At 50.0% G+C, this 23739-nt stretch carries 17 protein-coding genes; all 17 read right to left on the bottom strand.

Going from position 1 to position 23739, the window contains the following annotated elements; translation table 11 throughout:
• On the bottom strand, positions 1-3381 hold the full coding sequence (locus C0557_RS17435; protein WP_208659824.1) for an ImcF-related family protein: 3381 nt from the start codon (positions 3379-3381) through the stop codon (positions 1-3).
• Entirely contained in the window at positions 3378-4577 is a 1200-nt protein-coding gene (locus C0557_RS17440; protein ID WP_208659826.1) for a hypothetical protein, read from the bottom strand. The genes C0557_RS17435 and C0557_RS17440 overlap by 4 nt, the downstream gene beginning before the upstream one ends.
• Before the next feature lie 2 nt (positions 4578-4579).
• Complete coding sequence (locus C0557_RS17445; RefSeq protein WP_074777151.1) at positions 4580-4843, bottom strand: PAAR domain-containing protein; 264 nt, start codon at positions 4841-4843, stop codon at positions 4580-4582.
• A gap of 166 nt (positions 4844-5009) precedes the next feature.
• A complete protein-coding gene (locus C0557_RS17450) occupies positions 5010-5741 on the bottom strand; it encodes a hypothetical protein (RefSeq protein WP_253073734.1) in 732 nt (243 codons plus the stop codon).
• Between the two features lie 249 nt (positions 5742-5990).
• The gene (locus C0557_RS17455) at positions 5991-6842 is read right to left on the bottom strand and encodes a hypothetical protein (protein WP_208659828.1); all 852 of its coding nucleotides are present in this window, start codon (positions 6840-6842) and stop codon (positions 5991-5993) included.
• Positions 6843-7453: 611 nt separating this feature from the next.
• The gene (locus tag C0557_RS17460) at positions 7454-7858 is read right to left on the bottom strand and encodes a hypothetical protein (RefSeq protein ID WP_208659830.1); all 405 of its coding nucleotides are present in this window, start codon (positions 7856-7858) and stop codon (positions 7454-7456) included.
• A 61-nt stretch (positions 7859-7919) separates the two neighbouring features.
• Positions 7920-8327: a hypothetical protein gene (locus C0557_RS17465; RefSeq protein WP_208659832.1), complete on the bottom strand. Its 408-nt coding sequence runs from the start codon at positions 8325-8327 to the stop codon at positions 7920-7922.
• Between the two features lie 149 nt (positions 8328-8476).
• A complete protein-coding gene (locus tag C0557_RS17470) occupies positions 8477-9154 on the bottom strand; it encodes a hypothetical protein (RefSeq protein WP_208659834.1) in 678 nt (225 codons plus the stop codon).
• A gap of 3 nt (positions 9155-9157) precedes the next feature.
• Positions 9158-11788, bottom strand: a complete 2631-nt coding sequence (locus tag C0557_RS17475; protein ID WP_208659836.1) for an N-acetylmuramidase domain-containing protein — start codon at positions 11786-11788, stop codon at positions 9158-9160.
• 14 nt (positions 11789-11802) lie between these two features.
• Positions 11803-14160 carry a type VI secretion system Vgr family protein gene (locus C0557_RS17480; protein WP_208659838.1) on the bottom strand — a complete coding sequence of 786 codons (2358 nt, stop codon included), beginning with the start codon at positions 14158-14160 and terminating at the stop codon, positions 11803-11805.
• A gap of 53 nt (positions 14161-14213) precedes the next feature.
• Entirely contained in the window at positions 14214-15029 is an 816-nt protein-coding gene (locus C0557_RS17485; RefSeq protein WP_208659840.1) for a lysozyme inhibitor LprI family protein, read from the bottom strand.
• 52 nt (positions 15030-15081) lie between these two features.
• Positions 15082-17721, bottom strand: a complete 2640-nt coding sequence (gene tssH, locus C0557_RS17490; RefSeq protein WP_208659843.1) for a type VI secretion system ATPase TssH — start codon at positions 17719-17721, stop codon at positions 15082-15084.
• 169 nt (positions 17722-17890) lie between these two features.
• Entirely contained in the window at positions 17891-18382 is a 492-nt protein-coding gene (gene hcp, locus C0557_RS17495) for a type VI secretion system effector Hcp (protein ID WP_043952827.1), read from the bottom strand.
• Positions 18383-18396: 14 nt separating this feature from the next.
• Positions 18397-20073, bottom strand: coding sequence for an OmpA family protein (locus C0557_RS17500; RefSeq protein WP_208659845.1), 1677 nt, complete (start codon positions 20071-20073; stop codon positions 18397-18399).
• Complete coding sequence (tssL, locus tag C0557_RS17505; protein WP_208659847.1) at positions 20073-20798, bottom strand: type VI secretion system protein TssL, short form; 726 nt, start codon at positions 20796-20798, stop codon at positions 20073-20075. Before tssL ends, C0557_RS17500 begins: the two co-directional genes overlap by 1 nt.
• Complete coding sequence (gene tssK, locus C0557_RS17510) at positions 20795-22144, bottom strand: type VI secretion system baseplate subunit TssK (RefSeq protein WP_208659849.1); 1350 nt, start codon at positions 22142-22144, stop codon at positions 20795-20797. Before tssK ends, tssL begins: the two co-directional genes overlap by 4 nt.
• Before the next feature lie 18 nt (positions 22145-22162).
• Entirely contained in the window at positions 22163-23710 is a 1548-nt protein-coding gene (gene tssC, locus C0557_RS17515) for a type VI secretion system contractile sheath large subunit (RefSeq protein WP_208659851.1), read from the bottom strand.
• Positions 23711-23739: the final 29 nt, after the last annotated feature.

A 23739-nucleotide genomic window follows, 5' to 3' on the forward strand; every position in this document is an offset into this window, starting at 1 on the left:
TTATTTCTCCGCCGTGGATGCGAAGGTGTTATTCACGGTATCTGTGCTAACTGAGAAGATAGATTCCGGTAAGCGAAAGCCCTGCAGTTTCAGCAGCGCCAGCGGGCCATCACCCAGTTCGCTACGCATAATAAATTTCAGCGAGTTGCCATCCGGGGTAATCCACATCAATTGAGTGCGGCTGCTGTTAAGCGGGGTGATCCGCGCTTTGTCCAGCAGGCGAATCAAGCCCCAGTTGCCCTGATTGTGTTCATAGAGGCGCATTTCTGCCGTATTGCTGCGCCAGCTCAGATCCACGCCGGGATAATAGGTGTTCCCGGGCCAGATAAAGCTCTGCCAGCTTTCCATCTGGTTGAAGTAATCCAGATTTTGACCGTCCAGCGTCAGCTGCATCCGCGCAACCTCACGTGAAGGGCGGGCCATTAGTTCAAAATGAACACCCGCATCACCCTGCGCGAAAATAATGTCGGAGATATCTGCCAGTTGGTTGATAGCCGCCAGAAACGCCGGGTTAACGGTCATGCCCTGGCTTGCAGAAGGATCGACCACCCAGTGGCTGCCTTCCTGATGCAGAATGCTGCCCAGGTTGGTTTTGAGGAATGCCGCAATACGACCGGAATCACTACGCAGGAACTGCGCCAGAAGAGCAAGTGAGGCATCACTTCCCGTGGCTTTAAATGGATAGCGCCCGGCAAACGCCGTGTTCCACTGAGATACAATTGAGCTCTGCCAACGAGCGTTCAGGCTGCCCGTCGCCGGAGCCAGCACCTGACGCCAGGCCAGATCCAGCGGCTGAACAAACAGTGCCTGAGCAAAGCCGTTCCACTCCTGTCCGAGACTTGCAGCGACCAGCCTGCCATAGTCGCGGGTATCGGTCAGATCGATAGCTTTGCCCTGGAAAACCGTCTGGGCCAGCCTCTGTGCCATTGCCTGCGGATCCGGGGCACTGGTAACCTGTTGAAGTTTGAGGCGCACCTGCGTCACACGCGCCAGCCACGACTGGAAACTCAGGTTGCCATTGCTGCCCGTGCCGTCTTTCCCGGCCATCAGGCCATTCAGCGGACCAAATACGCTATCCAGTGGGCCTTCCGGCCCCTGTGCCTGCTTGATGAACTGCTGGGCGTTCTTGTTGCGACCCACCAGCTTTTTCGCGGAGTCCACCAGCGAATCGGCAAGCGCCTCACCTTTGATCCCGGTCTGCCCCTGCCAGGCCAGCGTATTCATCAGCGCCACCAGCGGCGACTGACGCACATCCGCCAGCAGGTTGAGCTGGGCAATCGCTTCGGGCAGAGATTCTGCTTCGTGCCACTGAATGCTGTTGGCCATGTTCAGCCAGGCATTGCCAAAGTCGGTGAAATAACGCCCGGTCAGGCGCAGCCTCAGCGCTTGCGGTGAAATGTCACTGCCTGCCTGATGGGAGTTATCGGTCAGTACCCAGTCGATTTCATCGCGGCGGGTTTTCACTACCTCATCAATAGCGTTCTCGACCTGCTCTTCCCACGCCTGACGAGTAAACATTCCCGGCACCACTTCTTCGGTGCTGAAAATGATCGACGCGTCGGTATCACCGGTCATATCTGCAAGGGTTAAGTCTGGCCAGTTGCGGGCGATGCGCAGCAGCATCTCCTGATACAGGCCTGACTCAGCATTACGCTGTCCAATCTGCTTGAGCAAAATCTGACGCACGGCGCCAACCAGGTCTGTATCTGGCTTAATTTTCCATTCCGGGTGCACAGGCAGGTTCTGGGCATAGAATCCGAGCAGTTTCGGGGCCAGGGTCTGCCATGCGCTGTCGGCAACGCCAGCGCGGGACGGCCAGACTTTCAACATATTTCCGGCAAGCCAGATCGCATCCGCTTTATCCGGGTGCGCCAACATCAGGTAGCCCTTGAGCAGGTTATAGGCCTTTTGCGAGCCCGCAGTACGTGCATCACTGGCTGGAGGGAGTTCCACAAATACGTTCAGCTGACGGTGAAGCTCATCAGCCAGCGCATCGCGCATTAGCATCTGGTTATTACGGGCATACAGAGGCCAGAGTGCATTCAGGGTCCCACGGTCCTGATTCAGGCCAAAGCGTGTATACCACGGCGCGCCGTGCGCTTCCCTGTCCTGTAGACGGGCAATAGCCTGCTGCAGAACAAGCTGATTACGCAGGCGCTCCGTCAACGGTTGCTTTGTATCGGCGACAACGCGGGCGGTTTGCTGAGCCTGATAAATCTGAGCACGGTTAACCACCAGAGAAAGCAGTGTTCCCGCGCCCCACAGCACAATCAGCGCCAGCAGCATCAGGCGCAGAGCGCGCTGCCAGTGGAAACCGATTTTGCGGGCGTGAACATGCAGACAATCATCTTCCAAAGCCTGCCAGGCCGGGTGGCTCAGACGCGCGTGCGGTAGCGTGGAGGTTGCTGGCAGCACAGGGCTGAACATCAAGCCGCGCAGGCGGTACGGTACCGGCCCGGTCATCAGGCTGGCCAGCAATGGGGCTAACTGTTGTTTAAGGCGGCCACGCAGTTGATCGGATAACTGCAGCAGCCAGCTGTGGCGAGTATCGCTCAGCAACACCGGCATAGCCGCGCAACGCAGACGTAAGGAAAGCGTCGACAGTGACTCAACCGCAGCTTCCGGTGAGGCACCCGGGCCGAACAATGTGCCTGTCGCCGGAATACCTTCGCCTTGCTGGCTCCAGGCTTCCTCACGGATAAACCACAGCCAGACCGGCGCCTGCCAGCCAAACAGCGAATCACTTTTCTGACGGCTGCGAACCAGCGTATCCAGCGCGGCAGCATCCGGGAGTTGTTTGCAGTCCATCACCTGCACAATACCGTCCACCGGGCGCTGAGCGCGCACCTCATTCAGCACGTCAACAAATTCTGGATCCGGCGTGTTTTTTGCTGACCCGGCATGGATCAGGACAATGCCACCGTTTTCCTGCCAGTGGTCACGCTTGAGCCCTGGAACCACTTTTTCGATATGGTCATCGATCCCCTGAACCAGCAGCACGCGGACTTTCGATTTCCAGCGGTGGCCGTAGCGCAGGCGGAGGTGGTCGATGAGCGCTGTACTATTGAAAAAGCCGTTCTCACTTTGATCCTTCAGAATCAAGGAAGTCTGATTTCCGGTAGACTTTCTCTTATTTTCCTCGAAGGCCGCCCTGACACCCGTCTTTCCCGCACGCTCAAATAATCTTTCGACCACCCAGCCAATAAGGCCAATAATAAGGATTAAAACCAGACTCCATATCAGCAACCGGGTATTGTCGAGCGGGCCGATACCCGTCCAGTTCTCCATTTTTTCTGGCCAGGCCATAAACAGGTATACAAAAATAGAGATAAAAAAAATAAGTGTGAGTACGATGCTCCCGATAAGTGTTTTTATTTTCACAATGTGTCCTGTCGTGTCACTGTGTTATCTCCGGGCGTAACACCGGCAATCCAGATTTCATTTGTATCCGTTTCTACGGCTATTATTTGCGCCGCCCCTGAGCGAGCAACGATCGAGGATATGGCCACCGCAAGCCAGGGAGCAGAGACGCCTCCATAACCGATGAAACCATCTATGTTTTTATGTTCTTCAGCCATATTGAGAGATAATTTATTTTCTTCACACGCAACATGCCATTCCCCGCTCAGTGAGAAATTCAATCCAGTAATCCAACTTCCCTTAACTTCTTCAGGTAGTAGTTGACTCCAGATCAGTGCCCGTGAAAGTGTTTTCGTCAGAGAATCATTCTTGTATTTTTCAGGTCTGCGTAATTGCACAGCCTCATGAATGCCGGGATGTTTTCTATTCAGCATTAATGCTAATGTTATTGCTTCACCTTCGCCTTCTCTGGCTACTTGACGTATCTCTGCACTGAGAGATAAAACCAGGGATGGTTTATGCCATGCATTATCAAGCCAGCAGTCGAGCGCTTCAAACCCATTGCCTTCGAATAAAACAAAAGAACGCCCGGTCTCTGACTGAATGAGCTCTGATGCGATTTGCAATGCATCAGGGATCCCTGGCGTATCAAAGTCGGCTATCAGACAACAAGCAATATCTGATGGGATCTTTTCGAGAACAGGCTCAATTTGCGTAATAAGCGTTTTAATGGCTTCGCTGAATTCCGCTGATTGCTGCTCTTCAAATCCAGGTAATTTTGAATGTCGAACCAGGGACCCTTCTCTTGTTTTTTGTACTTGTATGACCGGAGAAGAGGATTGTATTGCAGAAAGTATTTTATCTGTTCGGCTTCCAGATTGCGTTATAACACCTGAAGCGATAAGCCATGCATAACGTTGCCCACGTAGAATCTCTTCATTCCACAGCGTATTGCGACTAGCATTCCAGGATTCAGCCCAGACCTGGTCTGTCTTGTATGCAATACGACGAAGGCCAAAAAATATCCCCCAAAAACACAAGGGAACGCCAAGCGCGGTAAACCAGAAAATAACCCCCTCTTTCGTACCAGTCCAAAATAAAAATGACAGCAGGCTGCCAACAATCAGAAAGAATACCAATAACCCTGACCATTTATGTGTATCCGGGCGATGGACTTTGGGGACTTTTGCAGGGACCTCATCCAGAAACACCGGCATATTTATGCTACCTTACCCGCCGAAAATGAACTAATCAGCATACAACCACATCCGCATTTATGGCCATGGAACGCAACTGGAACCCCCTGATCCAGATAGTCTGGATTTCCCTCAATGATTGTCGTAGGTCCATGCCCCTCTTTTGGACATGAAACCTTATCCCCTTTACGGGCAACACCAATACCGCCAAACTTCATCGTTCCGGAACCTGTTAATACAACACCACCGTGTGTGGTTTTATCACCAATACGAACAATCGCTAACATAGCTATATATCCTTAAGTTATACCGAAGAATTAACTTGAAAAATAAGCCCACTAACTCATTGTTTAATCCAGGAAATTAAAGGCTCGCCTTTTGCGTTGATATAACCAATATTTGCCCATTTCTTGTCTGGTGTAACCTGAATTATTTTGACTTTATCACCCGGTATCAGATATCCCTTTTTTTATCATTATCGCTCGGTGATGTATAAAGCGGTGTTTTGCTATCTAAAGTAAGACTTATTTTCAGCAAGTTCAGATAGTTCACAATTTCTACAGAAACATTTCTTTTAGAAATTGTGTTTTCCTTCATGAGTTTTTGATATTCGTTAATATTTTTATTATTAGGTGCGTCACATCGCAATAAATTATTAACATCATAAAGATTATAGGATGATAATGGGTCTATTGACTCATTCATTTTGGGTCTAAATGAAAGAAAATAAAATTTATCACCATGTCCATCAGGAGACTCAGAAAGTACGTCTTTACCCTTTTCCCAATCATAACCACAAACTTCACCATCCCAGTCGCTTACCACACAACCACTTTTCATATCTATCACACTACAGTAGGCTCTATCGGTGTACTTTTTAGTACCGTCATCCATAGCAACATAATCTCCTGCTATGCTAGTTATTTTTAAATACTCCCCGGAAGGAGATACTTTTGAAGAACCATCTTCTGTGTAATATCTATCATCACGGCTAAGATCTAATCGCTGAGTTCCATGAATAAAATAAATTTTGCCCCACGCATTTGAATCAATATTATCACCTTGCTTCTTGTGAGAGAAAACGACCTCACTTCCATTAGGTGAAGTTATTTTTACATCCGCAAAACTTCCTATTGAAACCGCAGTACCTAAAACAAGAAAAATACTTTTCTTGGATTTATTCATAATTTAGCCTTCAAGGCATTAAACCTTGCAACTGAGTTAGTCATTATTCGAGTAACCTTATGTCCTTCTAACAGTCGACTTTCATAATTCGTATGAGAAGTTCCCCATGTGTGTGGATCTAAACTTACAGATGGATTATGGGCGTGAAAATTGTCAAGGACTTCCTTAAATTCACGCCCTACATTAGCTGGCCGGGATCTCAAAAAATGCATGGAACTAAAACAGGTCTATTTACAATACGCGTCGCTATTAATACTGCGTATTGATTATCACATCTAACTTTGTTCCTGTATCGCTCTTATCAAACGAGTAATTAGTTTTTTCTGCATCCATTACAACTGATATACTTAGTTTATTTTTATCAATCCATTTATAGACGACAGAACCACCATTAATTTTATAACTGCTATTATTGTCAGGTAGATTATTTCTTAAATCACCAGAGACATTTTCATCGAGTGTAATAAACTTCTGATAAGCCATTCTTAAATCAAAATTGTTAAATTCACAAGAATACTTAGATGCCCCATCAAATTGACGGTCAGGATTTTCCTTATGACAATATTTCCCCCAATCGCCCCTTGAATTCAAATTACTTTCCTGAGGCACGAATTCATCTATCCGCTTATAAAATACAACATAATTCCGATCGGTAACGAACAAATTATCACCAGCCTTTACAATTACATCATAAGGCTCAGGACATTCTTTACCAGGAAATAATGATGTGAATTCATAAATATTTTCTGGAAGTTGGAAACCTTCATGTTTAAACAGCATACGATACATATTTACCGTATTGATCGACATAAAGTATGAAATAGTACTTTTCTTCAGCTTAACATAGCCCGTTGAGCATACATCTCTATTTTCCAGAAAATCATTGGTTATAATGAGCTTCTTATCTCCAATATCCAAAATGGACTTATTGTAGATCATGTTAAAACGATCGATGACGTCGGTATTATGCTTACCCCAAAGATCATTTCCTGACACTTTATCAAACACCCAGCGAGTCCCTTTTGTATCATCATCTGAGTGTGCAATACCTGATAGTAACGATAAAAATAATAAGAAAATAAAATAAATTCGAATGCGCATATTTATATCCATAAAATTAATGTGATGAATCATAAATATTGTTCAAAAAAAATTTTTGCTCTGATAGTAGGATTCCCATCCTTTGATAAAGGATTCCCCCTCACTTGACAATGTTAAATTTTCAATTGCAGTTCTTTCACCTGCATCTATGTGAACATTTATCAAATGTGTTCTGATATCCTTCCATTAATATATCAATAGGGTCGTGTAAGTCGTTACGACGAAGGAATGGTGAGTTTGGTGCATTTTACGTGGTGGTACATCTCCACTTCCCGGATAATATTAAAAATGAAGCATATAAACTATTTGACCAGGAATAATATTTGGATGCTGGTCTGTAGATGGATTAATCATTAACCCTGTTTTAGCGATGGTCATGCCTTGTATTACATGCTGACTAATATGTGCAAAGATACCATATAGATCGACTTCACCATATCTAATGTAAAAATACCTACCATTCTCAGAAAAATATTTAACGGTAATTTCCCAAATTCCATAATAGTAATTCACTAATTAGCGACATCTCATCGAACTAAGTCAACAATGCCCCAAAAAATTCAATGCCATTACCTACAAAAAAATGTTTTGATTTTAAAAAACCGCATCTACTAAGGAAATTTGAATGCATTATCCCTTACAGAACTATCCAAAACATTTTCAATGCTTTTCATTTCAATACCTTTTTCACCAAATGAATTTGAATCGCATTGTTTAGTACTAATTAATTTCCAATTTTTCTTAACATCGAGTTGAGCTACTATACCTGGTCTTTCTTCAGGAATACTCAAAATATATGAGTAGTGTCCTTGATTAAATCCCAGATATGTTGTGTAAGTCCCCAAATCCACCCATCTTTTTAGTTTTTCTTTTGCATTAAAATTGACTATCAATTCTGATGCCCCCCTTTTGCTAAAGGTATATTTAATTGTGTCACTTTTCTTATTTGCACAAAAGGTTGCTTTACGGCTTACTTTTCCAGAAAGATCGCATGATGCAATCAATATTTCATCCATATCACAATCGCTTGCATAAGCATATGGTACAAAAACCATAGTTAGAATAAATATTGTTTTTTCATAAAAAGACCCGTTCACATAATTTATAAGCAGCCTGCCGTTCTGCAAGTCCCATATTTCCACCATTGACTGCACCCAAAAACGCTACCGGATGCATATGCCACGGCTCAGCCACCATCCCGGAGACCTGCTTCAGAAGGCGACTGTAATTATACTGGTTCATCGCCTGGCTACTGTCCGTTTCATTTTGGGCAGCCAGATAAAGTTGTTCAAGGATCCCTTTTACAACGTTGTCAGGGTGATGAATACCATCTATAAGATCGAAGCTTTTTGGTGCCTTATCCAGGGTGACAAACCCCAGAGAAGCCAGGTCAAACTGCGCCACTTTTTTCACATCACTGGCAGCCATCCAGCCGCCTTCTGGCCTTATCTGAAAATACGCAGCACCGGTATTATCTGTCAGCACCTTCCCGCCGGCATNCGATATATACAGAACAGCTCCTTATGCTTATTTAAGGTAAGCCGTATTGTCTTTACTCACTTTATCCAGATTGGTCAGAAGTGATAATTACTCTAACTTAGCATTTCAGATCTGCCAAGCCAATGAATGGATAACTACAAAATATCCACAAAATTAACCCATGCAATAATAGCCTTTGTTTTTGATTTATATTTAATCTTTAACATTGAATTTTCATAATCAATTATTTCAACAACATCTCCCTTTATCAGATAGGGCTTATTTTGTTTTTGCTTTTTATTCTCGCCAAATAAAAACACCTTATCATTTCCTATTATCGCTTTAATATTCTCATCAAGAGTTAAATTATCAGCCGAAAATAATTTATCTATATCCGTGCTAGATAAAGTCATATTTTCTGTTACGCTCTGTTTGGAACAAAGAGTTAGTAACGCTACAGCTTGTTGTTGTTCAGCGGAAGGCAACGTTATCCTTTTACAAGCAGACAGTAATCGCGGAGTGTCTCCAGATGAAAATCTTAATATATAAGTATCTTTAGGGTAATCCATTACCAGAGACACTGCACCGAGAGATGCTGCATCTAGAAATAAATTACTCCCTTCAATGTCGGATGTAACTATTGTATTGTTACCGTACTCTTTGCCTTGCGCATTAATATACTTTACATTGTAACTATCAACGTTTTGCTCTACTACCCACACACTACCATCATTATTCTTAACTTCATCCGCAATCACGACACTTTTCGCATGCACTGTAATCGAGAAAATTATTGACAGTGCAACAACAAAATATTTTCTATATATATTCATTTATCACCACTCATTCTTCAAAGAATTATATGCATTTTCAATTTTTTGATCATATCCAATCTGGCCCGTTCCGTTATATTTCCGGGCTATTGCCAACCAATCTTTATCTATCATTGACTGAAGCATCCTTTTTTCTTTAACTAAGAACACTTTGAAATATTGCAAATGTTGCATTGCGCAATAATTTTGTGCATCAACCAATTCTTTTGTTGAACCATATAAGTGGTGATAATACTCACCCATAACCTGGAACTTACCCCATGAGCACGACATGTTTGCCGCATCATAATTAATCTCTCTAGCCCTTACCAAGCGCTCATATTGTTCGCTATCCGAGCCATAACGATAGTTACTATCATAAGAATGAATAATTTTGGGCTCAATGGACTCTATATCCCTTATTATTTCAGGACTTACACCTTGAGCGGCAGCTAATCTCCTCATAAAATGTCTTTCATAGAGAATTGTCGCATGCCTCTCGCCTTTTACATAATACTTAAACGGTACTTTATCACCCGTTTCCGCTACAGCTATTGCTCTTAGTACTTCTCGTTCAACACTCAATTGACTAGCAAGTACTTCAAAATCAGCTTTTGTAACGTCTTGCGTACCCGACTGGCATGGCCGATCGACAATGCCTTGTTTGTAGCAATAACATTGCTTATTTTCAGTGCGAAAAGCACCCAAAAACGCTATCGGATGCATATGCCACGGTTCAGCCACCATCCCGGAGACCTGCTTCATCCACGCCATCTTTTCGATAAAGCTTTCTGTATAGGTTTTCCATACTGCTAATGCAGGATCCGAACTTAGCGTATCCAGATACGTTTTCCAGGAGGTGTCATCTTTCCCGTAGTACCATTCGCTGGGGTGCCTGACGATAATGCGGTAGAGATGATCGCGATAAGACGGGTTATGTACTGCCTGCAAATACTCTTCCTCAGAATATTGCCCGTCCTTATTGGTGTCGATCTGCTTCAGAAGGCGACTGTAATTATACTGATTCATCGCCCGGCTACTGTCCGTTTCATTTTGGGCAGCCAGATAAAGTTGTTCAAGGATCCCTTTTACAATGTTGTCAGGGTGATGAATACCATCTATAAGATCGAAGCTTTCTGGCGCCTTATCCAGGGTGACAAACCCCAGAGAAGCCAGGTCAAACTGCGCCACTTTTTTCACATCACTGGCGGCCATCCAGCCGCCTTCTGGCCTTACCTGAAAATACGCAGCACCGGTATTATCTGTCAGCACCTTCCCACCGGCATCGACACCAGACACTTTTGAGCGGGTCAGCACACCGGGGGTACGGCTTTTTCGCTCAGTACTCACCATTTTACCCGTAGCATCCGGCATATACAGACCGGCTCCTTCTGCATACTTCAGGTAAGCCGGATTGTCCTGGCCAGCTTTATCCGGATTAGTCAGAAACGTCGGCAGATTGCTGTCGGCGCTCAGACATTCAATATGCACCTGGTAACGTGAGCGTTTGCCGTTTTCTTCTGGCAACTCATAAAAGCCCAGGTGACCGATGCTGTCACCGGCATTGATTGCCACCGGCGTTCCCGGAATAACTACTTCGCCGTATTTTACCAGCCCTTCTGAAGCTGCACTCACGGCAATCAGATTGTCATTGTCCGAAACGACCCATACCCGATCGCCTTTTTTCAGGTCACTACTATTACGTCCGACATCCCTGTCCAGTGTCACAAGGCTGAAAATACGGTTATCAGTTGATCGGGTAAATGAGGCGGTGCTCGGATCAACCGTGACAGGAAAATCTTTCGGTATCTTGCAGCGAGATACCCCGGCACGCACGTCCTCTGTACTGAAATATGCTTTCAGTACGGTGCTGGTTTTATACCCCTGCTCACTGCCTGTTCTTGTGTGACAGACTGGCGAACATCTTTTCCACCAGGAAGGTAGTTCAGCCTGACCAGAAAGTGGTTTCAGCCAGCCCCTGTCTGACACCGTCCAGACTTTATCTCCAGCCGACAGCGAGCCGGTATCATTCATGACCGTCACCTCACAGAACTGACGATGATGATGAGATGACGTCATTACCTTGTCACTCAGCTTCACCTGAGTGCCCGCAGGTAACGAGCCCGTTGCCTTACCCGTATTCACCTGCTCCGGGGAGGTGTAATAAGACTGACCTTTTATTGTCTCCCGGAGATTTATATCCTTCGGGCCGTAAGCTGAGACGGGAGCCAGATTCATATAAAGCGTATGGAACGTCAGTCCGCTGGACGCATGTTCTCCTGGCTGGATGTAATGCTTAACCAGTACAAATGCGGTTGAGAAATACAGTTTTTCCCCACGCCATGGAATGAAGTCGTAATCCTCACAGACGCGATATGCCACAATTTCACCGTCAGCCATACACCCGACAGCCTGTTCCCCGGCATATGGTTTGTTGACATAGCTCAATTCCGAAGGATTGTTTCCGGTTAACGCACACCATGGAACGGTAGCATCAGTAATATGAATGCCGCCATGCCACATGCCTTGACTGCCGACCAGATACAGACCTGTGCTCTCACGGTCCAGGAGACTCAACAGCTCTTCCGAATTTCCGAATGCCTTACCTTTTCCATTGGCAGGTATCGGGAAGCTGATTTTGGGTATTGAAGCCATCGTTTTCCTCCCTGTTATTCACTGGCCCATTTGGCTGAATTTTTTCCAGTAACACTGATATCGGTTTTTTTGAAGTCAGGTGTTGCAACGGGAAGAGTATTCCCTACCCCAGGTACAAGATAATTTGAAGCTTTGGTAATAAAGTCCCCGTTCGTCCCGTGCTCAATCCCGCTTTCACTCAGCTTCAGGTAGGAACCACCGCCGTTCAGGGTCAGGGTTTTCGGAGTGCTGATGGTGATTTCATCTTTACTGCTGGTGATGGTGAACTGCTGGTCGGCACTCATCTCAAGCGTGCTGTGCTGGGCGCGGACTTCTATGCTTCCCAGATTGGCGATGACCTTCGCCCCGGCTTTATGGGCAAACAGCCCCAGGGATTGTTCTGCACTCACCGTAACATTTTTCATTGCCCCGATATCAACATGCTGGCCTGCGGTTACCATGGTGTTTTTCGTGCTGGTCAGTTGCAGATGTTCCCCGGAGGTAAGGGCAATCCCCTGAGGGGCAGAAGCCAGCACCACGGCGGACTGCAGATCTTTCAGGCGGTTCTGGATCAGGTTGTTCTGTGTCTGTATATCGCAGGTCAGGGCTTTCGCCTGTTCGGCAGCACCGTTCAGCGCCTGCATCTCACTGTTGGCCTGAGTTATCAGACTGACCGCTGGATTCATCTCCAGCACTTGCCCCTGGCCTTTAGCCTGAGCATCTGCTGTCAGGTAAACCCCACGGGCAGCACGCACGGCGCCAAACTCATCGGTGCGCAGTTCAAACCCCGTGCCGCGCTTTTCGCGCCGGGAATCAACCAGATGGCCGATATTGAGCTGAGTCTTGCCGAATTCCGTCGCAAGTTTGATGTGCTCTTCCTGGCGCTTATCTTCCATACGGAGTTTATTGTTCGCCGGGGTTCGCAGGACATTGCGCGTGTGATTATCGTCGGTGACGTGATCCGGATGTTCAGAATCGTGCTGAGCATGAGCGATATACGGACGGTCAGGGTCCCCCGCATCAAACATCACCGAGACTTCGGTTCCATCGAGCAGCGGAGCATGGAAGCCGTAATTATCTCCGGCATACGGCTTCGCCAGACGCAGCCACAGGTAGGCATAACCCTGCTCGCTGTCGCTGCGGTCGAAATCCAGCTTGGTACGGTAGCGGCCCTGATTGTCCAGCCAGGCATAGGTATCGCCTTTCTCGGTGCTTTCCACCCGTGCAGGTAATGTGCCGGCAATCAGCGGGCGATGATGTAACGGTGGGCGATAGCACACGGCTTCGCTGTAAGGGATCCCGGTAAAAGTCATCTTAAAGCTTTGCTTACGCGAACCACTGCTTTGCACACCTGTAATGACGATGCCGTCTTGCAGGTTGGCAGGGAGCGAACCCTGCGGTTCAAGCACTTCGCCCGGAGCCAGCACCGGGCTGGTTGTCTTACCAATGACCGCCTGCTGCACATTCAGAATACGTTCATGGCGCAAGCGGGCATAATACGCCCCACTCTCCGGGGTTTCGGTATCGCCTTCGCTCAGGAACGGTTCTGCGTAGTGGTACACCTCGCCCGTGGTGACGCCATCATTGGTGCTGACAGACGCAGAACTGTCCTGTGGCGTCAGTGCCTCACGGTAGTTGTAATCGCGGTTGGCTACGCTTTGTGACACTACCTGATGGCAGGTTTTAATATCCCAGACGCTGAGCTGCCCGTTATCGCTGGTGCGTGACGGCTGAATCAGCGGCAACGTCACGCCAAACTGATAGTGCTCCTGGCTGTCCTGGAAAATCACCACATCCTTTTCGAGGCGACCATCCATTTCAAAGCGCCAGAAGATGCCGACTTCGGCAAGAAGGCGCTGCGCGAATTCCAGATCGGTTTCGCGCCACTGGGTGATCAGTTCGCGTGCCGGATAACTCTGCGACAGACGGAATTCAAAATCAGCGCCTTCCAGCCCATGAGAGCGCAGGATCTTCTCCACCACTTCAACAATGGACTGATTGAGGTAAATCTCGCTACGCTTTGTATGTTGCAAAAGCGCGATGCGCGGCACAATCTTCAGCGAGTACCAGGTTTCATCAACTGAAGTCGAGAGGCGCTGAAATGTCTGAACCACGCCATAAACGGTACGTACTGGTGTGGCGGGCATACCGTTATATAACGGAACCTGGAGCGTGAACGACGCCGGTTTAAGCAGCATGCTGTCACTGGCAATATCACCTTCGATACAGGTCACTTTGACGGTGTAATGCCACGGTTCGCTGAGTTTTTCTTCCGCCCTGAAATTGAAGACATCCAGAAAGTGCGGGCACTCGTGAACGTCCAGCCTGTAGCGGGACATTCCCCGAAGTTCGTCGATTTTGTTCTTCGCAAATATACTTACGGAATCACTCATCCTTGTAATCCTCTCTCCCGCACTTTCTCAGTAATCAACCTCTATTTAGATAGTCAGGCATTATTGCCAGTTAAATAGGAAATTCTTTCGTGGGTCATTTTTGTCTGGCACTGGTAAATATTAATTCGCTGCTGCATATTAATCGTCTCTGATTTACCATCTGGAAGTTTTCCGCATTTCGCCACTTTGTTATTAACCCATGCAATCTGTTCTTTCTTCATTGAATTCCGTGCTGAGTCGGGTAATTCTTTCCATACGGCATTCAGCTCACGATCTGCGCTTGCATAGGCAGACTGTGCTGAATTCAACGAGATCTGCGAAAGAGTACTAATAATCTGGTCTTTATTTACAGCCAGTACGCTCATGCTGTACAAAGCAGCAGAAGCATCCATTCTGCTGAAGTTGCTAAATAAAACATCCTTGTTATTATCAGCAAGTTTGGCGTTATAGGTAACACCGTTCCAGGTTACGCCGCTGTTGTTTACCTTTCCATACCCGCCAGTAACATAGCGAAAATAATCAGGAACCTTACTTATCACATCCAGCGTATCTTGCGGGATTTTAATTGAAACAGTAGCACTACAATCCAGACCATAGCTTCCTTCACTGGACGTTGATACATTCGCAACGATGACTTCCATGCTATTCAGCATATTTTCATAAACTGAAACTGGTTTATCGTAATTAAACTTAGCCTTTACAAGGAAGTCACTTTGCAACATACCCGACGCATCATTCTTTATATAATCAGCAAGCGCTTTTACTGCATCATCTCTGCCACACTTAAAATCATTTGAATCAAATAACCCGGCATTTGCCACACCAGAAAAAGCTACGATCACGCTTAATAAAACCATTTTTTTGAACATTTTTTCATTTCCCTTTTTTAGATATTAATTTAATTTGTAGTTTGTTTATCGCTTACGCAGTCCCAAACCCTAACTCAACCCCTTCTTCGTCACTCCACCCCAACGTCAGCGAGGTCGGCTTCTGCTTTGCAGCCATATAAGCCAATAACTGCTGACTCAGTACCGGCAGAATTTGCTGGTTGAGCAGGCTGTCGATGTTGCGCGCGCCAGTATCCGGCAGCAGGCAGGCGGCAGTCAGGGCGTCAAATAGAATCTCATCGATATGCGTGACCAGGCCGTAGTGACGATGTAAGCGCTTGCTGACCTGTGACAGCTTCATTTCTACAATAGTGCGTATCGCCGCTTGCGACAGCGGACGGTAAATCACCGTCTGGAAGCGGGCGAGTAGCGCAGGCTGGAAATGATCACGCAGAATCGGACGTAGCAGTTCGTGCAAATCGCCTTCAGTGGACTCCGGTTTTTCATCCAGTTGTTGCATCAGATGGTCACTGCCAAGGTTGGAGGTCATCATAATGACGGTGTTGCGGAAATCGATTTCGCGTCCTTCGCCGTCGCGCATAAACCCGCGGTCGAAAACCTGATAGAACAGGTTCATCACGTCACGGTGGGCTTTTTCTACCTCATCAAGCAGTACCACGCTGTACGGACGCTTGCGCACCGCTTCGGTCAGGATACCGCCCTGACCGTAACCGACGTAGCCCGGCGGCGAGCCTTTCAGTTGGGAAACGGTGTGCGGCTCCTGGTACTCCGACAGGTTGATGGTAATCAGCGCCTTATCACCGCCGAACATCACATCAGCCAGCGCCAGCGCGGTTTCGGTTTTCCCCACGCCGCTTGGGCCAACCAGCAGGAACACGCCCTGCGGACCGTTCCCGGAAGTGAGGCCGGTTTTCGCCGCACGCAGGCGTCGGGCGATGGCTTCAAGCGCCACATGCTGCCCGACCACACGTTTACCGATTTCATTTTCCAGGCTCAGCAGTTCGGCCTGCTCGTCTTTCATCAGTGACGAAAGTGGCACGCCGGTCCAGTCGGCAATCACGTTGGCGACGGTGCGTACGTCCACATCCACAGAGAGCAGCGGGTTGCTGTGCTGCATGCCGTTCAGTTCCTGTTGCAGCTTGTGGGTCTCACTCTGTCGGGAAATATCATGGCGGCTCTCAAGCAGTTGTTCGGTAAGCATGAGCTCCTGACCGTACCGGGCCTCCAGTTCGTCGAGTTCCACAGTCAGGCGCACTTCGTCCTGCTCAATCGCCGTCAGGCGTTCATTGTGGGTCTGATTACCGACGGCGATGTCTTCCAGCAGCGCCTGCTTCTCCAGTGCAAGGGAGGTAATTTGCGAGCGGATGCGGGTCAGCGGTTCCGGTACGGTATCGAGACTCATGCGTACGCGGGCGGCGGCAGTGTCGAGCAAATCGACAGCTTTGTCCGGCAGTTGGCGCCCCGTCAGATAACGGCGGGAAAGCGTGACGGCAGCGCGAACCGCATCATCGGTGATATGCACGTTATGGTGTTCGGCGTAGCGGGATTTCAGGCCGCGCAGCATCAGACAGGCGGTGTCATCGTCCGGCTCGTCCACTTTTACCATCTGGAAGCGGCGCTCCAGCGCGGCGTCGCGCTCGAAGTATTGTTTGTATTCAGACCAGGTGGTAGCGGCAATGGTCCGTAGCTCGCCACGCGCCAGCGCAGGTTTCAGCAGGTTGGCTGCGTCTGCACCACCCGCCTGGTTGCCCGCGCCAATGATGGTGTGCGCTTCATCGATAAACAGCAGAATCGGCACCGGCGACTGCTGTACGGCGTCGATAACGTTTTTTAGACGCTGTTCAAATTCGCCCTTCACGCCAGCTCCAGCCTGCAACAGGCCGAGGTCGAGAGTGCGCAGAACAACAGGTTTGAGCGATTGCGGGACGTTGCCTTCGGCAATGCGCAGCGCGAGGCCTTCGACCAGCGCAGTTTTCCCCACGCCCGGCTCGCCCACCAGGATAGGGTTGTTTTTGCGACGACGGGAGAGAATGTCCACCATCTGGCGGATTTCCGTATCGCGGCCAAACACCGGGTCAATTTCGCCCTCTTTCGCTTTGGCGGTGACGTCGAGGGTGAATTTATCCAGCGCATTTTGCAGCACCGGGCTCAGTTCGCCCTCTTTCACGTCGGCATCTACCGGGCGGCCGACTATTTCAACGTCGCCACCGTAGCGCTGGGCCAGTCCGGCTTGCTGTTGTACTTCCGGACGTTCGTCAGACTGCACATCCAGCAACGGGCGCAGCCGCTTAAGCTGGCTCTGGCTCAGCGTCAGCAGCGGCCACAGGCCATCACACTTAATCAGTTTCGGGCTTTCGACCAGCGCGGTCAGCAGGTGCAGACTGCGAATCTGTTCTTCGCCTTGCAATGACGCGACCATCCATGCCTGCTTCAGCAGAGTGTTGAGAGAATCTGCCAGCTGTGGGCGGCCGCGCACCGAGCGCGGAAGCGCATCCAGCCAGCCCAGTAGCGCTTGCCACATACCGTCCATATCCCACTCGTAACGCCGGGCCAGCACCGTGAGGTCGCCTTCGCCCTGCTCCAGCAGTTTCAGCAGCCAGTGCTCCGGCAGAATTTCTGCATGGGCACGGGTCTGACACAGGGATGCAGCCCCTTCCAGCGCACGGGCGCAGTAAGGATTAAGGCGACGTAACAGGACGGCTGAGTTTTCCATTTTTCTCTCTCTTAGGTTTTCCCGGGCACGCTACCGCCCATCGCTTTCCCTTTTGACAGGGAACCCAAAGCGCATCAGGTCAGGCAGATTGTGTGATTCTTTGCTAAACGCCTGTAAGGACAGACGCTCAGCAAAAAACTGCGGACAGGTTGCGCTGTCCGCATCAGGCTTACGCAGTGGCGCGTTCGTTCCAGGAATCGGAATGAATGATGTTGCCGTCTTTATAGGTCCAGGTGATTTTTTCGTAGCGCAGCTCGATCTGCTCAAGGTGGTTATGCTTCTCGAAAGAAGGATCCTTGATGTCGTGCATCACCGGATTCACTTTCACCACTTTCACGTTTTCCAGTTTGGTGTTGAAGTACTCCACCTCCTGGCCCGCATCGTTGATTTTGTACCACCGGAATTCCGCAGACTTCAGCGTCTGACCGGTGGTTACCGCCTTGTACAGGTACGGGCTGGACGAGTCGATTTCCTTGGTGAACAGGAACGGGGTGTGGATACGGGTACCGGTCAGCTTGCCGGTATTGTTGTCGGTCGGGATGTACAGGTTATGCTCCTGAGCCACCACTTCGATGCTGCCTTCACGATCCTGTACGTCAACAGAACCTTTAATGTCCGCGCCGCCGTCATCTTTCAGCCAAAGGTAAACAGGAATTGCCATCGGATTTACTCCATTTAGTGTTGAGAAACGTCATCATCCTGCGATGACGCCGGGGTTTTGCCCGGTATCAGACAGGCACTGGCCTGCGGTACCAGACTGATTTCGACACGGCGGTTGAGCGCACGGCCTTCCGTAGTGTCATTGGTTGCAATGGGACGACTTTGACCGTAGCCCTGCACCGCAAAACAACTTTCCGGCACATCACCGGTGTCACGCATCCAGTCGCGTACCGCGCTGGCGCGTTGCAGGGATAACGACTGATTGAGCTTCGGCTCCCCGGTGCTGTCGGTATGGCCCGCCACGACAATCAGCCAGCCCGGCTTCGCCTTAATACTTACCAGGGAGTTGATCAGCATTTTGGTGGACCCGGCTTTGAGCGCCGATTTGCCAGAATCGAACAGCGACATGCTGTCGAGGCGGACAATTTTCGGTACCGCTTTGGGCTTCGGCTGCGGTTCAGGCGAGGGTGGTGGAACCCAGGTATCTATGGCCTGCTGAACGCTCAGCCACAAACGCTCGCCCGGATAAAACCCCAGACCGTGACGCTGCGGCTCCCCCTGGCGCTGCCAGCGCTCCAGCAGCAAGGCATCCTGTTGCAGGGCATGTAGTGACTGCGCTTTCGGTGCGTAGTGCGTCATCGGAATGGCGTACCAGCGCTGCAGGTCGGAAGCGATCCGCCCGATAAGGGACTGGTTGTGGAGTATGGACAAGCCAAGCGCGCTGGCGATGCAAAGCAACAGAAACATCACCACACAACGCCCGGTTTTCCCGCCCTGAAGAGGCATGGCATAAGGCGCAAGCAACGGCAGAACTGGATCGGCAAAATGCCACAGCGCCGGATACGTTGAGCTGGCTGCCGTAGGTAACAGTTTCGAATGGCGGAACAACCACTGCGGCCAGATAGCCTCTGTCCGAGTACGGACAGCCCCGCTTCGAACAACTACCGCAAACGGCGTGACAGCCGGACATAGCCTGTCCGTTTTCGTCAGTTCATCTATCACCACCTGTTGCAGCAGACCCATCGAATGAGACAGATACGGCAAACGGATCACGTTTTCAGGCAGAGCGCGCCACTCATCCAGGGTCAGCACAGGCTCATCCGTTGGGCAGACCAGCGGCGTTTTACCCCGAATCACAATCCAGGGCGTTTCCGGGCCGGAAAACTCGCCAGCCAGCACGACAGGAGGCAGATAACCGGAAAGATTCTTCAGTTGGTTCACCTGCTGGCGCAGAACTTTCAGGGAAGCACGCAGTAGCCCTTCATCTTCGTGCAAATCCGGCAGGCAGCGGAACATCACCACAAGTTGCCCGGCCATACGTGGTTCACGCGCCAGTAAACGATCAGAAAATTTGCTTAACTGATCCGTTGAACCCACTTTCAGATAACAACCCTGCGCCGTGGTACGACACCCGCCTTCCGCAAACAGATGGTCGTTAAGATCGCCACACAGCAGCAAAACCGGCCCGGTAAAACCTGACGGTGGGTAAACCCCCTCATCAGCATGCTGCCCGGCAGGTTGCTGGCAACGATAGCGGTGACATATCAGCAACAGCGCCACAATTATCCCTGCCAGCGTCAGCAGGCTTTTGGTCAGCACGAAGAAATTCAGGAATCCCCAGATCAGCCAGAGCGCGGCGACCAGACAAATCAGCACCGGAAATGCAGCCCGTAACAGTGCAGATTTTCGCATCAGCGCAGCTCCGGCAATTGCTGACGCAGAAGGTCCTGCAACCACAGGTAACCACCGGCCCAGACCAGTGAAGTGAGCACCACAGCCAGAATGATCCAGAACCATACTGAGCGCAGAATGTTGTACCGGCGCTTACCGCTCTTCTGTACGACCAGATCAACATCAGCCTCAAGCGGCTGAACTCGCTCATTCAGGGCAGCAATGACTTCTTCACGCTGTTTTTGTCCGACGCCGAACAGGCTGAACTGCCCCTGGAACCCCAGCGCAAGAACACGCTGGTAGCAGGTCAGCACTGCCGGAACCGGTGACGGCTGACGCAGCACTTGCGCAATACGCTCATACAAAGCCCCACCCGCACGCAACGAACCGAAGTAACGGGCCTGTAACGGAGCTGCGCGCCAGGCTTTGATGCCTTCGTCCACATCGGCCTTCTGCGGAGTCTCAGTTTCAGATTCAGAGTCCGGCGAGCTCGTCTCTGCATCAGCAGACATGGGCTTACGGTTCATCACCGCTTCATCCAGCAGGGCACACTGCGCATAAGAAATATGCGTGATGCTCTCGCTGTCGTAACCGGCGTGCTCCAGCGCGTCGCGTACACTTTCCACCTGGGCACAACAGTTTTTATAGAGCGCATTGCCATCCGGGGCTCTGGCACCGTGACGCAACTGCGCCACGGTGAGCCAGGTGTCCGCCATCAGGCTGTCGATATCGATATCCTTTCTCATGAACGCAGCACCGCAAACAGTTCAAGTTCAAGCTCACCCAGCAATGACGGTACGTAGAACAGGCACACGCCCTGTTCCAGCATGTCATGTGCCGCACGGCTCTCCATATCCAGCACGAAGTACTGATTTTCCAGGCGCACCGGCAGTGCTGCAGGAACACGGCTGAGAGGGATAAGACCAATACCTTCCATTGCCACGCCGGAAATCTGGCCAACATCATCCGGGGTACCGGCCATGGCCATTTCGGCAAATTTCTCAGCCACCTGCCAGGCAGGAAGATTTGAACGGACAGACAGGTAGAAATCAGCTTCTTCGCGCAGACGAATATCGTGCAACACCGCTTTCCAGGTCTGCTCGTCCTGGCGGATCATGTTCACGGCAACAACGCGCGACGGTAGGCTGGCTTCCAGCAGCTCACTGATAAGTTCAAATAATGGCGGGAAGGTGTTTTCCGGTACCTGATGGTCATAGCCCGGAATGGCATCCAGATCGCGGTCCAGTGAAAACGTCATCATACTGCCTGCAAGTCGCGCCAGCTCTGCCCATACCTGTTCAGGATGACGGGCCGGGAAGAGTTCGAACTCAGTCAGCACACGGGCGTGAGTATTCAGCGCATTCAGCAACCAGAACAGCGACACATCGGCAACCGCAAAGTCCGCCATACGGTCATTGCTTTCGCGACGCATCTCCATCAGACGCTGGCGACGGGAACGCAACTGGCGGTTCAGCAGCACCAGACGTTCGGACAACAGGCTACTTGCCGAGAACATTGCCATCGGCGGCACAAAATTCGGATCCTGACACCAGCCTCCCTGGCCGTCACGCACCAGACGAGCTACGGCACAGGTCTGCCAGGCATCGTTACTTTCGTGGTCAAAGCGGAAAGCAAGATTAAAACGAGCCACAGCCATTGGCTCTTCTTCCTGACCAAACGCATCCTGAACTGTCACCCACTCTTCGCGATAGCGCAGCGGGCGTTCGGCAGGCACATTTTCAGTCTGGACATTGACGATGCCAGCTTGCATCACCGGTAGTGCAACCAGCACGGTCACACTGTCCGTCTGGCCGGAATCCGGCAACACCACTTCCCTCGGCTCAGGCGGCAAATCGCTATTTTGTGTGTCAATCAGCGTGCCATCCGGTAGCCACAAACGCAGGGTCTGCACCTGCACCCGACCGGACGCGAGAAGTGCGTCATTGAGCTCCACGCGCTCAACACCCCATGGAAAGGGGCTGGAAAGCCGGGACAATCCGGCACGGGAAAAAGATTCCCACTCGGACTGCTGCTGAAACTGTTGAGGGGCCAGCAGGGCCCCTTCATTCCATAACGGACGATAAATCTTCATCCCTGGTATTCTCTCGCCTTATGATTTGGCTTTCGGCATCTGGGAAACCAGTGACAGATTGACGTCCATGCCTTCCACCTGGAAGTGCGGGATGGCGTACAGCTTCACGCGGAAGAAACCGGGGTTATCCTCGATATCTTCCACCACCACCTTAGCGTCACGCAGGGGATGCGAGGCCTGCAGTTCGTCGCCCGGATCGGTCATTTCCGTTACCAGACCACGAATCCAGGTATTCAGCTCCAGCTCCAGCAGCCGGCGATCTTTAGTGGTGCCGATATTTTCGCGTTGAATAAGCTTCAGATAGTGCGCAATACGCGACAGCAGAAAGATGTACGGCAGGCGCGAATTAATGCGGCTGTTAGCGGTCGCATCCGCTGTGTCGTACAGTGCCGGTTTCTGAGTTGAGTTTGCTGAGAAGAAGCATGCGTAATCGCGGTTTTTGTAGTACGACAGTGGGATAAAGCCGAGGTTGGCAAACTCAAATTCGCGCGTTTCCGGGATCATCACCTCGGAGGGGATTTTCACCTGATTACCGGTACCCAGATCGTACAGATGAATCGGCAGATCCTGCACAGCGCCACCCGCCTGTGGACCACGAATCTGAACACACCAGCCGTTATTGATAAAGCTGCGTACCATGTTCGCTGCAAAAGCAAACGAAGCGTTGGTCCACAGATATTTGTCGTGATCCGGTCCTTTCACCTCTTCCACATAGTTGAAGCTGCGAACGGGTACGGTATCCGGGCCATAAGGCAGTCGGCCAAGTACCCGTGGCATCACCAGCCCCAGATAGCGGGAATCATCTGTTTCACGGAAGGATTTCCATTTGATGTATTCGGCACGGTCAAAGTAGTTACCGATATCTTTAATTGCCGCGACGTCTTCCATCGCCTCCTTGAGGAAGAATTTCGGGCCTGCCGAACCTATAAACGGCATATGCGCAGCGGCTGAGACTTTAGCGATATTACGCATCAGAGCCACATCCTGCGCCGAAGCATCAAATTCATAGGCAGAAATCAGGGCTGCAATCGGCTCTCCGCCAGGGGTGTCGTACTCATCGATGTAGGTGTGTTTGTACAATCCGCTCTGGATGATTTCCGGGCTGTCCTCGAAATCCTGTCGCAGGTCTTCTTTGGACATGTCCAGCAGTTCAATTTTCACGTTCTGGCGAAAATCCGTTTTATCCACCAGTGACTTCACACCACGCCAGAGGCTCTCTACAGCCTGAAACGCCTCATGGTGCATCACCGCATCCAACTGGCGGCTAATCTGATAGTCGAGTTCTGCAATATGGTGGTCTATCAGGTTCTTATCGAGCTTTTCAATTTTAGAACCAGCTTTTGTCAGACACTCCAGAAAGACCTGCATTCCGGCGGTCAGACGCTCATCTGCGGTGGCATCAGACATTGCCTGCGCATCCTGCCAGATATCCAGAGCACTGAGTTCAGAAACCGGATTCAGGTTAATTTTTTCAAACAGAGAGGCATAAACTCCACCTGCCGCAGGACGATCCAGAACCACGCTTTCGCCACCAGCAATATTTTCATTTTGTACAGACATGAGCATTCCTTGATTAATCCGTTAAAAATAGTGAG

It is taken from the genome of Kosakonia sp. MUSA4 (assembly GCF_013085925.1).
GTDB classification, from domain to species: Bacteria; Pseudomonadota; Gammaproteobacteria; order Enterobacterales; family Enterobacteriaceae; genus Kosakonia; species Kosakonia sacchari_B.

What these genes read in the sequence shown, in the direction of transcription:
- C0557_RS17470 (WP_208659834.1), bottom strand. Translation starts at nt 9,154, where the DNA reads ATGAATATATATAGAAAATATTTTGTTGTTGCACTGTCAATAATTTTC.
- tssL (WP_208659847.1), bottom strand. Translation starts at nt 20,798, where the DNA reads ATGAGAAAGGATATCGATATCGACAGCCTGATGGCGGACACCTGGCTC.
- C0557_RS17475 (WP_208659836.1), bottom strand. Translation starts at nt 11,788, where the DNA reads ATGGCTTCAATACCCAAAATCAGCTTCCCGATACCTGCCAATGGAAAA.
- C0557_RS17455 (WP_208659828.1), bottom strand. Translation starts at nt 6,842, where the DNA reads ATGCGCATTCGAATTTATTTTATTTTCTTATTATTTTTATCGTTACTA.
- C0557_RS17500 (WP_208659845.1), bottom strand. Translation starts at nt 20,073, where the DNA reads ATGCGAAAATCTGCACTGTTACGGGCTGCATTTCCGGTGCTGATTTGT.
- tssH (WP_208659843.1), bottom strand. Translation starts at nt 17,721, where the DNA reads ATGGAAAACTCAGCCGTCCTGTTACGTCGCCTTAATCCTTACTGCGCC.
- tssK (WP_208659849.1), bottom strand. Translation starts at nt 22,144, where the DNA reads ATGAAGATTTATCGTCCGTTATGGAATGAAGGGGCCCTGCTGGCCCCT.
- C0557_RS17485 (WP_208659840.1), bottom strand. Translation starts at nt 15,029, where the DNA reads ATGTTCAAAAAAATGGTTTTATTAAGCGTGATCGTAGCTTTTTCTGGT.
- C0557_RS17480 (WP_208659838.1), bottom strand. Translation starts at nt 14,160, where the DNA reads ATGAGTGATTCCGTAAGTATATTTGCGAAGAACAAAATCGACGAACTT.
- C0557_RS17440 (WP_208659826.1), bottom strand. Translation starts at nt 4,577, where the DNA reads ATGCCGGTGTTTCTGGATGAGGTCCCTGCAAAAGTCCCCAAAGTCCAT.
- tssC (WP_208659851.1), bottom strand. Translation starts at nt 23,710, where the DNA reads ATGCTCATGTCTGTACAAAATGAAAATATTGCTGGTGGCGAAAGCGTG.
- C0557_RS17460 (WP_208659830.1), bottom strand. Translation starts at nt 7,858, where the DNA reads ATGGATGAAATATTGATTGCATCATGCGATCTTTCTGGAAAAGTAAGC.
- C0557_RS17445 (WP_074777151.1), bottom strand. Translation starts at nt 4,843, where the DNA reads ATGTTAGCGATTGTTCGTATTGGTGATAAAACCACACACGGTGGTGTT.
- hcp (WP_043952827.1), bottom strand. Translation starts at nt 18,382, where the DNA reads ATGGCAATTCCTGTTTACCTTTGGCTGAAAGATGACGGCGGCGCGGAC.
- C0557_RS17450 (WP_253073734.1), bottom strand. Translation starts at nt 5,741, where the DNA reads ATGAATAAATCCAAGAAAAGTATTTTTCTTGTTTTAGGTACTGCGGTT.